This is a genomic window from Sinorhizobium sp. CB7, from assembly GCF_041357635.1.
Lineage (GTDB): Bacteria > Pseudomonadota > Alphaproteobacteria > Rhizobiales > Rhizobiaceae > Rhizobium.
This window is the reverse complement of record NZ_JAULLL010000003.1, coordinates 1-14929: the sequence shown is the minus strand read 5'-3', so window position 1 is coordinate 14929 and position 14929 is coordinate 1. Positions and strand designations below refer to the sequence as shown.

The following is a 14929-nucleotide window of genomic DNA, read 5'->3' as shown; positions in this document are numbered from 1 at the left end:
GCCCCTTCGGTGGCCTCGTTTACAGGGCCAAGGTCCGGCGACGAACTTTAATGTTTGGGTGCGCTCGGCATGGATGGTGTCGGTGTTGCATGCCCGGTGTTTAGGAAGGGCGGACAAAGTGTTAGGGTTTGTTGTTTATCTCTCGCAAACCGCGGGCAAGGCACTCGCTCAGTAGAATAAACGATGGAACGTGCATTCCGGAGCCAGCTTCCGGCCAGGAGCCAGTTGAACTGAGCAGAAGCACCTCATCCGCAGTCTGCGCAATCGGGCAATCCGCACGCGTGGTGATGGCTAGCGTTTGCGCACCCGCGTTACGGGCAATCTCCAGAAAATCTTTGGTTTCCTCCGTAACCCCACTGTTCGAAATGCCAATCGCCAGACTTGATGCGTCAAGCGTCCGGGCGAGCCCATGAGACATGCTTGCGGACCCTGGTGAATGTACCGGGAGCCCTAACCAGATGAGACGTATCGTCAAAAGATCAGCACAGACAGACGAGGCGCCCATGCCAAAAATCTCAACGCGTCTCGCGATACGGAGCCTCTCGATTACGCGTCCGATCTGCGCCCGATCCAAGAGCCGGGCGGAGGATGCAATGGCGTTCTGGAGCGCGGCACTCAGGCTGGCGATCTCGGGTGCGAGGAAAGCGTCCCCAGGGTCGGCGTGGTGGGCCCGGTGGCTTGCCCTTTCCCGTTCGATTTCACCGCTGAGGGCTATCTTGAATTCAGGAAACCCGGAGAAGCCAAGTGTACGACAAAACCGGACAACAGAGGCCTGCCCGCTCTCCGTCTGGCGGGCCACGTCAGTAACGGACTGGGTCAGAATAATCTCGGGATCCTGCGCGATATAAAGCGCTATTCGAGCCAACGCTTTCGGAGCGGTATTGATCGACTCATAGATCATGTCGAGCAAAAGGGGCTGGCTCTTCAGTGCTTTGTTCATGCAGGATAACCAATGATCGAAACGCGTCCCAGTGCGGATTTCGACTCCATTTATCAGAAAGTAACTCACTTCAATTATTAATTTTTTTAACATCGTCGAGAGAGGCTAAGCTCTGCATTCAAACGAGCTCGCCTTCTCGCCCTCAATGTCTTTGTCCGATTGTCCCTCGACAACTGTCATAGAACTGTCATAAACGAGGCGGTCACTGTCCGACAACGCACCACGGGAAAGTGGAACGCAATGCCAAGAATCGCTGTGAAGGAAACGGCGAGCAAGGAAACGGCTTCGCATTTCTCGGTCGCGCAGGCCGGGGCACTTTGCTGGCGACGAAATTGGCGCACCGGGGAACTTGAGGTGCTGCTTGTGGCAAGCCTAAGCACCGGTGGATGGGACATCCCTAAGGCCACATCGAGGATGAAGAGACGTCGCGCGACGCCGCAATCCGAGAGGCCTTTGAAGAGGCTGGCGCCATAGGCACAGCGTCGAGCGAGCCTATCGGATCTTTCTCATACTGCAAGACCTTCAGCTCGACGGAATTTCGCGTGAGCGTCCATTTGATACATGTTGAAGCCACGGCCGCCGACTACCCAGAAAGGGATATCCGACCATCGCGATGGGTGTCGGTCTCGGCGGCAGCTGATGAAGTCGATAGGGCAACGCTTCGAACTCTCCTGGGCAATCTCTACAACTGAGCGGTTTCACTTAATCGCGGCTCCACTTCATGGAGATTATCCATGCCTATTCCCTGCAGACGACTCGGCTGCCTTGATGATCGCACCGGCGACGAACGCCTCAGTTGCTTCGAGGGCATTCAGTCACGCCCCATGGATTCAGCTGTGTCCTCGTAACTAGATCGAGTCGATGTATCCAAGTTCGAGCGCACGAATAACTGCTTCCGTGCGGTTATGGGCCTTTAACTTCCGTACGGCCGTCGCCACGTAACCCTCAACTGTCCTCGTCGACAGACCCGACAGGTAGGCAATCTGCTTGTAGTTGTTACCCTTCATCAACAGATGCAACGTTTCGATTTCCTGAGGCGATAAAGTACTATCAGCCGCCAGCGACCGAATTGGCGATCTTTCATCTATGTTTTCGCTGAGCCAATTATGGAGGCGCAGAGCAAGGAAATCGAGCGCATCTTTCTCGAATCCAGCCAAAGCACGCCCATTCGTCCCAAAGGATACGAAGGCAATGCGCATCCGCGGACCCCAAAACGGGACAGTGTACCCATCGTTCATGCCGAAATCCTTGGCGTGGGACATGACCCTTTCCTCTGCTTCGTTCCATTCCGCTCGGTTTAGCGCTTGGCTCCAAATGAAGGGAAATGCCGTCGCCCGCAGGTGCTTCATCACCGGATCCACATGGACGAAATCGTTGAAATCGTAGGATTCAAGCCAAGCGCTGTTCCAACCATGCAAACGAATATTTTGCGCCAGCCGATCTCTGCGGCTTGGCAGCCAGGCAGACATTACATTCACGATGCCGAGCCTCGCCCTGATCTTGTCCAGTTCGATCAGGATATGCGACACCTCGTTTAGTCCTCTGCATGCGTTGCCAAATGCCTGAACAAGCGAGAGAAGATCGACATCGGCAGATAACGCATAGTGTTGCATGTCCTGGATCCTTCTTCCCGAAAAGGTTCCGTCCGGTGCGCAGGGACGTCTAGCCCTGATGCGCAACCGGCGAAGGTGGAGGGCTCAACGGATGAAGCAGCCGATCACTCAGGCGGCAATTGAAACAGTGGCTATGAAAGGTGTTGGGGCCTCCGAGGAGATCGGCGATGGTGATTTGTTCCATTGCTCTTAGGAAAGGAGCAAACGCCGCCTCAACGACCGGCGCAAGGACAGCTGCGGACGGACCGCCGATCTTGCGTTTTCCATCGAAGAGGTCGGGTTGCGTGATGCGAAGTATGTCGCCCAGCGGGAGGCTGCGCGGATCGGCCGCCAGACAGATCCCGCCCTGCCTGCCGCGAAGCGACCGGAGATGGCCACTTCGCACTAGCAGGCTGATCACCTGGGCCGCATGATCCCTCGTCGCGCTCGCCGTGCGTGCGAGATGTACCGTCTGGAGGCGGTGACCCTCTGCCTTCCCGCAGGCAATGAGAATGCTTATAGCGATTTCCGTTTGTCGATTAAGCCGCATCTTATCCTACCTTTTGCTTTTCAGCAGACCGCTGCAATCGGGTGGCCCTTCGCGCAAACTGTCTGTCGGGCCGATCGGAAAGAACCCTGCCGCCCAGGGGCACGCCGCCTGCGGTCGCCCGCTGTGGCGCGAAAATCTTGGGGCGCATCGAGTTGGCGCAGCCATTGCGACCAGCGAGCGCGGTCATCCGACGCGCCGCAATCGAAGTCCTGGGAGGCTGCAGCAGTCTCCTGCCAGCGAGCGAACGCGACAGTTCTCCAAGCACGAAAAGTGCCTCACGCTTCCGGTGAATGGCGCTCGTTTGCCATCCAGATGACTCGATCATGGATGGGATCCTTCGGCCGGTCGCTTAACCTCGTCCGTCGGCAAGGGTTTGAAGATTCGCGAGTGATCCCGCGCGGCGGGCTCGTGGTCTCGCTTGGCGATGTCTTCGACGATCTTGCCCTGATCGATCCGTGCGATCCTGTCAGCTGCGGAGAAATAGCGGTCGTCGTGTGAAATGACGATGAGGGTCTTGCCCTGCTTCTTAAGGTCCGGCAGCATTTCGGTATAAAATATTCGCCGGAACGTCGGATCCTGCTCGGCCGCCCATTCGTCGAAGACGATGATCGGTCGCCCTTCGAGATACACCTGAACCAGCGCCAGCCGCTTGCGCTGCCCGGCCGAGAGGTCGGTGGTCGAGAACCTGCCATTCTCGATTCTGACCTTCCGACCGATTTCAAGCTGCTCGAGATAGGCTCTGGCTTGCTCCGCCACTTCCCCTTCCGGCGCCACGACGTCGTCAAAAAGGAAATAATCGAAGAAGATGGCTGAGAAGAGCTGGCGATAGTCGTCGCGGTTTTCTGCCGTAACTTGTGATCCATCGAGATAAAGCGCACCGGATAAGGGCTGGTAAAGGCCGAGGAGCAGTTTAATGAGTGTCGTCTTGCCTGAGCCGTTTTCTCCGACGATGAAGAGAATCTCGCCTTTTCCGACCGTCAGGTCGATTGGACCCAGGGTGAAGCTTTCAACGCCCTGAGCAGCGGGAAAGCGATAGAGGGCGCCTCGCAGCTCGATGCTTTCTTGAAACTGCGCGCAGCCCGAGGAGGGCCGAGCCACGTGAGAGGCGGCGGCCAGATGCGGCTCCGGGTTGGCGAAGTCAGCCGACAGTTGCGCAATCCGCTTGAACGAGACCTGTGCGTTGACAAAGGATCCATACGCATTCAGGGCTTGGTCAAGAGGACCCTTGACGTAGAGGAGCACCAGCACAAAACCCGACACCGTCGCACGCTCGACCCCGAACCAGCCTTGCCAACCGACGATCAAGCCGATTGCCGCGAAGAACAGCGCCGAGTCTGCGGCATTTGCAGACATGAATATGCGGAAAGCCTTCGTCTTGGTGTCCCTGATCCGGTCGATCGTGCTCGCCAATCCGATACCGTGAACATGCATGCGACGCTCTCTGTTGATGCGCAATTCCTTGGCTCCGTCGGTGATCGAACGGTAGTGCCGATAGAGATCATCCTGCGCGCTGCGAGCCTCGTCGTAATAGGCAGAACCACGCCTGCGCGCGAGGCGGTTGAAGGTAATGCCGGCGCCGATCGCGATGGCGACGATGACGAACAGAACCGGCGAGAGGAACAGCAGATAGGCGATGCAGGCAATTGTGACGGCGAGCGCGATGGCGAGAGCGGAAAAGCCGTAGGAAAATGCCGACACGGTATCGACGTCCTGACCAAGCGCCGAAAGCAGACGATGCGCCTTGTAGCGTTCAATCTGGTCGATCGGCGCAGCGACAACCCTCGCGACGAGGTCCTTCCTCAGTGAGGCAATGACCTGCTGGCCGATCCAGCTATTGCCAAGGTCGGAAACAATCTCCCCGGCGAGCGTCAGGACGACAAGCCCCGCAAACGTCCACATGAGAGCCGCGGTGATATCGCCGTCGGCATAGAGCGCGTGATTGATCGTGGCAAGCAGCCACGCCGTGGCCAATCCGCTGAGCGTGCCCATTCCGGTCGCGAAAACCGCGATCAGCCAGAAGGGCTTCAACAGTCGGATGCCCTCTGAGATCAGACTGTTTTGATCACGCATGCCACGCTTCCTCCGTCGTTGAACCGGTCTGTCATTCGCAGACCACCCGGAATTCCGGTCGCCTATCGTCGATCGCCCTCAGTAGGGTTACGCAAAAAATCCACGGCAGGTCCGGTTTTGGACCAATCGCTCCTGAGGCTTGCCCTCGACATACGCTCCGACAATAAGCCGCGGTGCCGGATCGCCGACTGAAACGCCGCCTCGCAGTTCGATATCGTCGCCTTCCCTTGCTCGCTCATCGTCCGCTCCTCCAGAAGAGCCCCATGAGGTACGGCCCGCCGATGAAAGTTGCCAGCAATCCGGCCGGTACCTGGTAGGGAAAGAGCAGGTTGCGGCCGAGCCAGTCGGCGCAAAGCATGATGAGAGCGCCAATAACGGCCGACCCGTAGAGCTGTGCCATCGACCTCTGAAGACCGATCATCCGCGCCATGTGCGGGGCCATCAGGCCCACGAACGACAACGGACCGACGATCAACGTCGCCGCGCCGGTCAGCATCGCCGCGGTAAAAAGCAGCTGGAGACGGCTTACCGCCAGATTGACGCCGAGGGCGCGACTGGACGTCTCGCCAAGCGGCAGGATTTCTAACCAGCGGGCAAAGAGCGGCATGAGAAGGAGAAAGGCGCCTGCAAGGCAAAGCGCCAGCACCGCATCCGTCTTGGTGACAAGGTAGGTCGATCCCGCCATCCAGGACAACAGCGTGCCCATGCGGGGATCACCGGAGGCCATCAGGATGGCGACCAGCGCCCCAAACGCCGTTCCGATCGCGATGCCGGTCAGCAATAGGCGGTCCGGCGAAAAGGCACTTTTGCGACCGATCGCCAGCATGGCAAGGAGGCAGATCGAGGCGCCCGCCGTCGCCGCGAGGATCTGCACGGGCTTGTCAGGATTGGAAACGGAAAAGGCGAGAAGAATGACGCCGCAGGCTGCGCCCGAGGAGACGCCGAGCGCTTCGGGCGAGGCCATGGGATTGGCCGTCAGTCGCTGCATGAGGGTTCCGGAAACGGCAAGCATCGCCCCTGCCGACAAGGCAGCCATGGAACGCGGCCAACGCCAGTGCAGGAGCCGCTGAGCTTCCTCGGAACTGAGCCATGTCCAGCCGAATGGTCCTCGCCCGAAAAAGAGGACCGACAGGAGCATGATACAGAGCAGAGCAATACCGAAGAGAATGAAAGTCCACGGCATGGCTGTTCGCGGAACAATATCGACCGTGCCTGAATTCGGCGGCACGATCGTTCCCTTCAATCTCGGCAGCATCCATATCAGGATCGGTGCGCCGAGAACGGCCGTCCCGACCCCGGTGGGCACCTCCTGGCTGAAAGGAAGCATTTGCACGCACTGGTCGGTGAGCCAGAGCAATGAACCGCCGACGAGCGGTGCCCATACAAGTTGCTGGCGCACGGTGCGTGCCCCCGACAGCCGTGCGATCGCCGGAGCTGCCAGCCCGATGAAGCCGACAATGCCCACGGCGCTCGTCACAAACGCCGATAGCGATACTGCGATGGCGAGGGCGGCAAGGCGCATGCCGCGCTGGGAGACACCGAGGCTTTTGCCGGTCTCGTCGTCAAGCCCGAGGATCGTCAGCGGGCGCGCGATCACGAAGGCAAACACCAGGCCGGCCGCAAAACGGGGCAATAGATACCTGGCGGAACTCCAGTCATTCTGACGAAGTGATCCAGCGCCCCAAAGGAAAACACTTTGCAGGGCCTGATGGTGAAAAAGAGCGATGACCGCGCTGACGGCGCTGAAATAGAGCCCAACGATCAAGCCGGCGAGGATAAGCGATAACGGTGCCAATCCCCTTCTCCAGGCGAGACCGAACACAACGAGCGTCGTTGCCGAGGCCCCTACGATGGCGACGCTTTCCCGGCCGAAGCCAAGAAGATCGGGCAGCCACAGTGAGGAGGCGGTGACCGCAAGCGAGGCACCGGCGGAGACACCAAGCGTGGCGGGTTCGGCCAGCGGATTGCGCAGCACCTGCTGGAATATCGTTGCGGCGAGCGCCAGCATCGCCCCGGCGAGGATCGAAACCGCCACCCTCGGCAGATAACTATAGTGCACGACCCAGGCAGTAACATCGGACCCATCGGCGCCCATTGCCGCGGACCACCAAGCTTGTGGTGGAAGCATCGCGTAAAGCCGGCACGTCGAGATCGCAACCGAAATTGCCAGCAGCGCCGCGACAAGTCCGATGGGCCGGATATGTATCGGACGAGGAAGTCCACCGAGTGCTGCCAAATCGCTCATCCCTTCAATCCTTCGGGCAATCGCTCAAGCAGCAGCTCCGCAAACCGGCGAGCCGTCGGCAGGGCACCCCAGCTGTAAAGTTCGGGAATGGACGTTGTCCGCTGCGCCCTGACGGCAGGAAGATGTAGCCAAAGTGGATTTCCGGCGACGGGCCGTTCGACCGTGCCGCGCTCGGCCGGGTCGAAGTGAATGATCCAGGCATCGGGCTCCGACGCCAGGGTTTCGATTCCTGCCGTGAGGAAGCCCCAGTCAGTCGAGACATGGCAGGCATTGCGGAGCCCGAACTTTGTCAGAACCTCATCGAAAAGGCTGCCGCCGCAATAGAGCATCACATTGCGGTCATCCAGGGCTCTCATCACGAACACGGGGCGCCGCACGGTCGACAGGCGCTTGTCATTGGCATCCAAAAACTCGTCGGTTGCCGCAATAAGCTGGCGGGCTTCGACGGTCGCTGAAAGCAATTCGCCGAAACGCAATGTCTCGGCGCGAGCCGCAGAAAGCGGCTTGCGCGCCGCCGTGTAGATCGTGCTGACGACAACCGGCGCAATCTGCCGGAACAATGGCTCCCAACGCGCGCTCTGGAAACGGCCCTCAACGAAGATGTAGTCCAAGTGGAGCTGGTCGAGGAGTTCGAGGTTCGGCTCGCCAGTGAGGCCGAGATCCACCGTGTCCCCCAAGAGGGGCAGATCTCGCCATATGCTATCTGTAGTCGTCAGTTCCGGTAAGGCGACTGGCGGGATCCCGAGCGCGACGAGGGTTTCGGCAATCCATCGCGCGAGCACGGCGACACGGGGGTAACCCGAAGCGGCCATCCCCGTGTCATCGCTTCGCACCGGAAGAGGAGACGTCGCAAGCAAAGAACCGCCGGCGGCGGCAATGAACTGCCGCCGGGTTATACCAAGGGTGTGTCGCCCGTTCTCCTCCTTCATGTCATTTCCGCTCACCATCTGTATTTGAGGTTGGCGAGGATCGTTCGACGAATGCCGTAGGAGCAATTGATCTCGCTGCAACGCGCGAGATAGTCTTTGTCGAACACGTTCGAAACGTTGACGGCCAGCTCCAGGCCCTCAAGTTGCGGGTTTTTGGCGCCGAAATCGTAGGAGACCGCGGCGTCGAAGAGGGTATAGTCCGGCACCTTGTAGAGTTCATGCGGGCCGTTATAGGCCGAACCGACATAACGGATACCCCCGCCGAGCCTCAGCCCTTCCAGGACACCGCTATCAAATGTGTAGTTGAGCCATGCCGACGCCGTCTGTTTGGGGTAATACCACGGCACACGCCCTTCGGGGTCGAAGCCCGTCGCGTCCGGATTGGCTTTCGTGGTTTCCAGGTGATTGTAGGCATATGAGGCAACCAGGTCGATATTGTCGTTGAGCGCGAGATAGGCGCTCAATTCCACGCCGCGCACGCGCACTTCACCGCTCTGGACGCTGAAGCCGACATGCGTCGGATCGGGATCTGACGTCAGAACATTCTGCTGGGTGAGATCAAAAAGCGAGGCCTGCACGAAGCTGTCGAGGCCCTGCGGCTGGTACTTGACGCCAACCTCATACTGTTCAGCCGTTGTCGGGTCGAACATATCGCCCGCGTAGTCGGTTCCTGACTGCGGCAGGAACGACGTCGTGTAGCTGACATAAGGCGCCAACCCGTTATCGAAGAGGTATACCGCACCGGCACGCCACGTAAAATCATCGCTGTCTTGCGACGTTTCCGGACTGCCGGCAACCCGGAGGTTTTTCGAGGTGGTCTCGGCCCAATCCTGCCGGATGCCGGCCAGGAACCGCCAGTTCCCCAGCTCGATTTGATCCTGTGCGTAAATGCCGGTCTGTTCGAGCTCGCCCTTGGTGTGGGAAATCATCGGCGGATCCGAGATGGGCGAACCATAGACCGGGTCAAAGATATTCAGCGGCGGGACACCGGCCCTGCTCCAGTAATGCTCGACGTTTGTCCACTGGTGTTTGTAGTCCAATCCGAGGAGCACCGTATGGCTCAATGGCCCGGTGTCGAACTCCGCCTGGGCCTGGTTGTCTACGGCAACCTGGTTGAGGATACCGTCGGTTCCCCAATTCCATCGGCTCATCTCGGTGTTCGTTGCATCCGTCCAGTCGTCCGGCTGGATTTCGCGGTAGTGACCCCCAGCATGCAGGAAACGGAAGTTCTGGCGAACAGTCCAGACATCGTCGAAACGATGCATAAACTCATAACCGATCGCCGCCGTTTCGCGATCGAGCGTGTCGTAGTCCGGCTCGCCAAAGTAAAGGTCGCGTGGAATCTTTCCACTGACGCTCGGCAGAAGGGTCCCCACGAGCGGAAGCGAGCTGAAGCCCAGCCCATCGGGATCGCGTTGGTAACTGCCGAGAATCGTCAGTTCCGTGTCGGCATCCGGCTGCCATGTCACGGACGGGGCGATGGCGATGCGCTCGTTGGCGGTGAAGTCGACCTGCGTTCCGGTGTGATAGGCAACCCCGGTCAGACGATAGAGAAGATCGCCGTCTCCGGTGACCGGGCCGCCGAAATCGAAACCGGTATAGGCTCGGCCAAAGTTCCCGGTTCCGACTACGACTTCACGCAGCGGCTCTTCCGTCGGCCGCTTGGATCGAAAGTTGACGATGCCCCCCGGCGCCGCCTGTCCGTAGAGAACCGAGGCAGGTCCCCGGAGAACCTCGATCTGTTCAAGCGTATAGGGGTCGATCAATGGCGAGTTGACATAGCTGTCTCCAGGCAGGCTCAGTCCGTTCCAGAAGAGCTGGCTCGGATCGTCGCCAAATCCGCGAATGTAGATCTGAGAGTCCAAAGTGCGGGAGTCATTGCCGAAGAAGCCGGTCGCCACGCCAGGCGCATAGCGCAAGGCCTCAGGCAACGATTGCGGATTCTGGGCATCGAGCTGCTTACGGTTGACGACGGAAACGGAATACGGGGTCTCGACGATCGGCGTTTCGCTTTTCGTTCCCGAGACCGAGTCTGCTGCGATGAAGCCTTTCTGCGGGCCGAAGCCGCTCTGCGCGTTGCCTTGAACGACGATCGGTGCGAGTGCCGTAGCGTCCGAAGAAGCGGCCCCGGAGGCCTGGGCCGGCGAACCGATAGTAGCGCTGTTCGGCCCCGTGAAGCGGTAGCTAAGGCCCGTCCCGGCGAGGATCTTGCCAAGTGCAGCCTGTGGGGTGAGATCGCCGCTAACCCCGGATGTGCGCAGTCCCTGCGTCACCGAACTGTCGTAGAGGACCTGTACCCCGCTTGTTGCGCCGAACCGCCCCAACGCGCTGTCCAAGGAGCCGGCCGGAATAGAGTAGGTGATCGATTGCTGAGCAAGCGCAATGGCGGGGCCGCAGCAAACGGCTGCACATGCGATCGAGGCCGATAACCTTGCAACCTGCCAGCGATATGTCCTGTTTAATCTAAAATGCTTTCTGAAACGAAATAGCCCCATTCCCATGTCCCCAGTCAAAGCTGGCCGCAGTACCGAAAACGCGGCCCTATTGATAAGAACGATGGGAAATCGCCGACCCGAAACGATCAGCGGAAATTTTTCGCACCTGCTATTGGAGCAGAACCACGCCGCCGACCAGATTAATTGGCCGCACTTGAAGAGTGTCTTCCAGATGAGCCAGAATTTCTTCCGGCCGCGAAAGGTGGAAGACGCCGGATACGCGCCTCGATCGAAGGTCGCGTCGTGCGATCATGACCTTCCCCCTGCGGTGACGATTAAGGTCCGATACGACATCACCGAGCGGACGGTTCTTAAAGATCAGCAGTCCCTTGCGCCATGCGGCGGCCGTCTCGATGTCCGAAGTGATCTTTTCGCCAAGTCCCCGCGATGAGTAGCTAATGCTTTCCCCTTCGACGAGATCCGTTGTCCCAAGACACTGCACGCGGATATTGCCGTTCAAACAGTCCGCCCAAACGCTGTCAACGCCATGCGTCACCGAAAAGGAGCCGCTTGCGGCGGTCGAGTTGCCGTCACCTGCCGTCACGACAAAGGGCTTGCGGTCGTCCGTCACCACGTCGAATACCGCTGCCCCGGTCGTCAGGTGAAGGTTTCGAGCCTGCGGCGTGAAGTCGAGCGAAAGGGCCGTCCCGCCATCCAGCATTGCCGTGGACCCATCCGGCAATTGCACTGTCCGCTGCTCTCCGACGGCCGTGGCATAGTCCGAGAGCAACGCATCGAGCGTCGGCAGGAAGCCAAGTTCGGACAGCCCGAAGCTGATGCCAGCCGCTCCGGCAGCAAGACTTCCGGTCGCCAGGAATGCCCGTCGCGTCAGAAGCGCTCCGGGTGATTTTCCCCTGTTGCCCAACGCGGGGGCGAGGTTTTTCCAGAGTCGAGCGGCGTCCTGAAACGCGCGCTCATGCGCTTCGCTTTGGGATCGCCATTTCACCAGAGCATCGGCATCTTCCCTTGTCGCAGTCCCTGAGGTGATACGGACGATCCACGCCGTTGCTTCTCGTTTGAGAGCTTCGAAATCGTCGTCCAATACCGGTCCTCCGTAATAGCCGTCGCGTTGGCGGGACGCTTACGCGTCTTGCCTCTATAGCTATCAACGATTGAAAATGAAAAAGCCGAAACGTTATATTCGGTTTATTTCATCAAGACGTGCGCTGCAATAGTCCAGCGCCTTGCGAATTTCCAGCTCGATCATCCGCACGGAGACTGCGAATTCGGCCGCCACGTCGGCGTGTGGTCGCTGATGAAGACGGGTCGCAACCAATATCTTGCGCTGCCGCTCGGGAAGCTCTGCCATGATGCGGGTAAGCCAGCGAAGCTGGTCCTGCCCGTCGATCTGTCGTTCAGGGTTAGGCTGCTCGTCCGCTACAGACAGAAGCTCCTCAACCTCGCCTTTGGTCAATCGGCGCTTCTGGCCGCGGTGGTGGTCAAGGGCCAAGGTCCGAGCAATCCGCATCAGGTAAGGAACGGGAGCGGCCAAAGCACTCGCGCCGTTTCGTGCGAGCTTGATCCATGCCTCCTGGGTGATGTCTTCGGCATCCTGATAGGAACCCGTCACTCTCCTCAGATAGCGTCTGACGCGCGGCTGAGTGCTGAGAAAGGCAGAGAGAAGCTCGTCATCGTAACTTGTCATCCTTGCCTCGTTAAGTCTCACCCGGATGGTTGACCTGATAGCGGCTAAGGGCGAAATTGACAATAGTGGAGTTTCATACTCACGTTTTCTATGACGTCCCACGGGGCCCATGTTGCACATCGGGTACAGTCTGATTCTGCATCCAAAGCGCTTGGGATCGATCTGCAATCGCAGCGGCGAGCAAGATCGCAACGTTCCGGAAGGGTTTCGGCAAGGAGGTCCAGGAGGGTGACTGGATGATTGGCTTGCCGGCTCGCCTTACGCGACTAGAACCTTCGACCGGACGACAATAGCGATTTAAAGAGAATTCCTCAGCCTCTCAATTTCTGACTCTGCCCAATATCCTATCTGTTGCGGAAGCCACGGGTCACGAGACAGCAACACTGCACGCTCAATCTGCTGTTTGGCTTTCTTGACGAGACCAGCCCGCACCAAGGCTTCCGTCAGGGTCAAGCAGCACAGCATTCGTGCAATGACGTCCTCCTGGCTGCCGCCATGCACCGCATATCCGCCATCTTCTAAAGCATGCAGGCACTCGATCGCAATCGCGACAGCCGCCTTGTCCGAAGACAGCGACGATAGCACGCGCATCGCAAGACGCAGTTGCATGCCGCGATCATTCTGGAACTGGTGAGCGCAATTGGCATAGTGGACAAGTGCAGCATCATGCGAGCTGGAATCGGAAGCCAACGCGTCAAATTTCAGGGCGTTGAAATCCCTGTCGGACGCAATCTTCGGCAACCGTCTCTCGACAACTTCGATTAGCCGCTGGGCTGCCTCGATATTTCCTGCGCCGAGCACGTCTGCGAGATCGCTGGTCAGTCGCCGATTTTCGATTTGAAAGTCAGTGATCTTCGCTTTCCATTTCTCTCGTTCCGCCTTTGTGTTCTGCTCGCCCTTCAATATGCGCAACAGAGCCGCTTTCATCTCATCCGGGTACCCCATCCAAGCGATGACGCCAGTCCGCTCAACAATGAACCCTGCGGGAACCTGCTCCAGCCCGCTGGCTTCGAACCAATGCTGGGTGACCCATCCCCGCGAGCGTTTCGATGACGGGATTACGGATCGTTCTTCGGCCGCAAGCAGTGCTTTTGACCTGCTTGAGGTCGCCGCCATCGCGATCGCGTCGATATTGCCTACCATCACCGCTACGCCGTAGCATGGCACGCCGTGCTCTGCTCCCAGCTCGGAAAGCTCCTCGATGATTGGAACGCAATCGTCACACGCGCCATTCCACAAAATGACGAGACTGAGACGGTCGAAGATGATGAGGGGGATCATTTCACCCTCGGACGGACTGGAAAGTGAGACCACCGGAGCCTCGCCACGCCGGAACAAGCGGGAAATTCTCAAGCTCGGCGCCTCATCCCCTGGTAGAAGACGGAATTGGCTCGACGTGGGATCATTCGCATCGGAAGTCTGGCGCATCAATTAGCCCCTGAATGAACTGCCGCCTGTCTGGAGACGGAGAACTCTTTCAACATGGCAGCATCTCCGTGCGTCGTCATGCTCGATAGTTGCCGCGGGTACGCGAACCCATTACCCTCTCGATGCATCGTGGCAGCGGGCTTCACAGAGATTTGGTAACCAAGGCATGAAGATCGCGCAGCAGCGTCGGATTCTTGATTATGTCGCCATGCGAACTGTCGTGAACAATCGACGAGGCGGTTCCGGACGGCAAAAACGCAGTCCAGTCGAGATAATTGGCCTGACCGCGGCGTCGATGAAATGAAGTCGTCGCTTCCGCCCACCAGACATGCGTTTTCAGCCCCAACGAAACGGGCTTCAGCGAGTAATCGAGCAGCAACGACTGATGAAGCGTGGCAATCGACAACAATCTCTCGGAGAGGGCCAAGTCGTTGGCTAGATCCAGTCGGGCGAGCTCATTTGCGACCGCGTCGCGCCATTCTGCCGCGGTTTTGGCGAATGGACGAAAATCCGTGCACGGCTCCGTGTCAACCAAGCCGACCAAAGCAAGCTGGCCATCTGCCGAAGCCTTGATGAGCTTGGCAATCTCCAACGCGACCCAGCCGCCAAACGACCAGCCAATGAGTCGATAGGGCCCCTGTGGCTGAACCTTGCGGATCGTCGCCAGATAGTGAGCTGCCAAAGCCTGCATTGACGACGCCGTCCACGCGGGATCGCTATGGATCGGCGATTCTACTCCGAACACTGCAAAGTCCCGGCCGGCTTGCGCAGCGAGCGCTCGATACTCATTCGACAATCCGAAGCCGGGATGGAGACAAAACAAGGCGGGTGCGCTGCTTGGGGCATCGTTCAGGCGTCGAATGTTGGCGGGCATGTCCGTGCTTTCCTGGTGCCCGCTGATCGTTGGACGCGAAAGAAAGGCCGACAACGGCATGCTGCCGCCAAGGATTTCCTTCATTCGCGTCCACGCCCGCAGAAGAAGGATGGAATCGCCGCCGATCTCGAAGAAGTTGTCGTGGATGCCGACGCGCTCGA

At 59.0% G+C, this 14929-nt stretch carries 12 protein-coding genes; 1 reads left to right on the top strand and 11 read right to left on the bottom strand.

The genetic code is table 11. The features are described 5' to 3' along the window. Positions 1-121: 121 nt before the first annotated feature. Positions 122-940, bottom strand: a complete 819-nt coding sequence (locus AAE029_RS07175) for a MurR/RpiR family transcriptional regulator (RefSeq protein WP_371072140.1) — start codon at positions 938-940, stop codon at positions 122-124. Between the two features lie 407 nt (positions 941-1347). Between AAE029_RS07175 and AAE029_RS07170 the strand changes: the two genes are divergently transcribed. Continuing rightward, positions 1348-1632, top strand: a complete 285-nt coding sequence (locus AAE029_RS07170; RefSeq protein ID WP_371072492.1) for an NUDIX hydrolase — start codon at positions 1348-1350, stop codon at positions 1630-1632. 156 nt (positions 1633-1788) lie between these two features. On the opposite strand, the gene AAE029_RS07165 is transcribed toward AAE029_RS07170, so the two are convergent. The 10 genes from AAE029_RS07165 to AAE029_RS07120 all read right to left on the bottom strand — a co-directional run bounded on the left by AAE029_RS07165 (position 1789) and on the right by AAE029_RS07120 (position 14915). Further along, positions 1789-2553 (bottom strand): autoinducer binding domain-containing protein, encoded by a 765-nt coding sequence (locus tag AAE029_RS07165; protein WP_371072139.1) that lies wholly within the window; start codon positions 2551-2553, stop codon positions 1789-1791. Between the two features lie 49 nt (positions 2554-2602). Then, positions 2603-3082, bottom strand: a complete 480-nt coding sequence (locus AAE029_RS07160; protein ID WP_371072138.1) for an Rrf2 family transcriptional regulator — start codon at positions 3080-3082, stop codon at positions 2603-2605. 321 nt (positions 3083-3403) lie between these two features. Then, the gene (locus AAE029_RS07155) at positions 3404-5152 is read right to left on the bottom strand and encodes a cyclic peptide export ABC transporter (RefSeq protein ID WP_371072137.1); all 1749 of its coding nucleotides are present in this window, start codon (positions 5150-5152) and stop codon (positions 3404-3406) included. Between the two features lie 235 nt (positions 5153-5387). Then, positions 5388-7397 carry a Fe(3+)-hydroxamate ABC transporter permease FhuB gene (gene fhuB, locus AAE029_RS07150; protein ID WP_371072136.1) on the bottom strand — a complete coding sequence of 670 codons (2010 nt, stop codon included), beginning with the start codon at positions 7395-7397 and terminating at the stop codon, positions 5388-5390. After that, positions 7394-8326: an ABC transporter substrate-binding protein gene (locus AAE029_RS07145; RefSeq protein WP_371072135.1), complete on the bottom strand. Its 933-nt coding sequence runs from the start codon at positions 8324-8326 to the stop codon at positions 7394-7396. Before AAE029_RS07145 ends, fhuB begins: the two co-directional genes overlap by 4 nt. A gap of 11 nt (positions 8327-8337) precedes the next feature. Continuing rightward, positions 8338-10650 carry a TonB-dependent siderophore receptor gene (locus AAE029_RS07140; RefSeq protein ID WP_371072134.1) on the bottom strand — a complete coding sequence of 771 codons (2313 nt, stop codon included), beginning with the start codon at positions 10648-10650 and terminating at the stop codon, positions 8338-8340. 280 nt (positions 10651-10930) lie between these two features. Next, positions 10931-11863, bottom strand: coding sequence for a FecR domain-containing protein (locus AAE029_RS07135; protein ID WP_371072133.1), 933 nt, complete (start codon positions 11861-11863; stop codon positions 10931-10933). Positions 11864-11956: 93 nt separating this feature from the next. Next, positions 11957-12466: an RNA polymerase sigma factor gene (locus AAE029_RS07130; RefSeq protein WP_371072132.1), complete on the bottom strand. Its 510-nt coding sequence runs from the start codon at positions 12464-12466 to the stop codon at positions 11957-11959. 297 nt (positions 12467-12763) lie between these two features. Then, positions 12764-13747, bottom strand: coding sequence for a hypothetical protein (locus AAE029_RS07125; RefSeq protein WP_371072131.1), 984 nt, complete (start codon positions 13745-13747; stop codon positions 12764-12766). 289 nt (positions 13748-14036) lie between these two features. Then, complete coding sequence (locus AAE029_RS07120; protein ID WP_371072491.1) at positions 14037-14915, bottom strand: thioesterase domain-containing protein; 879 nt, start codon at positions 14913-14915, stop codon at positions 14037-14039. Positions 14916-14929 lie beyond the last annotated feature (14 nt).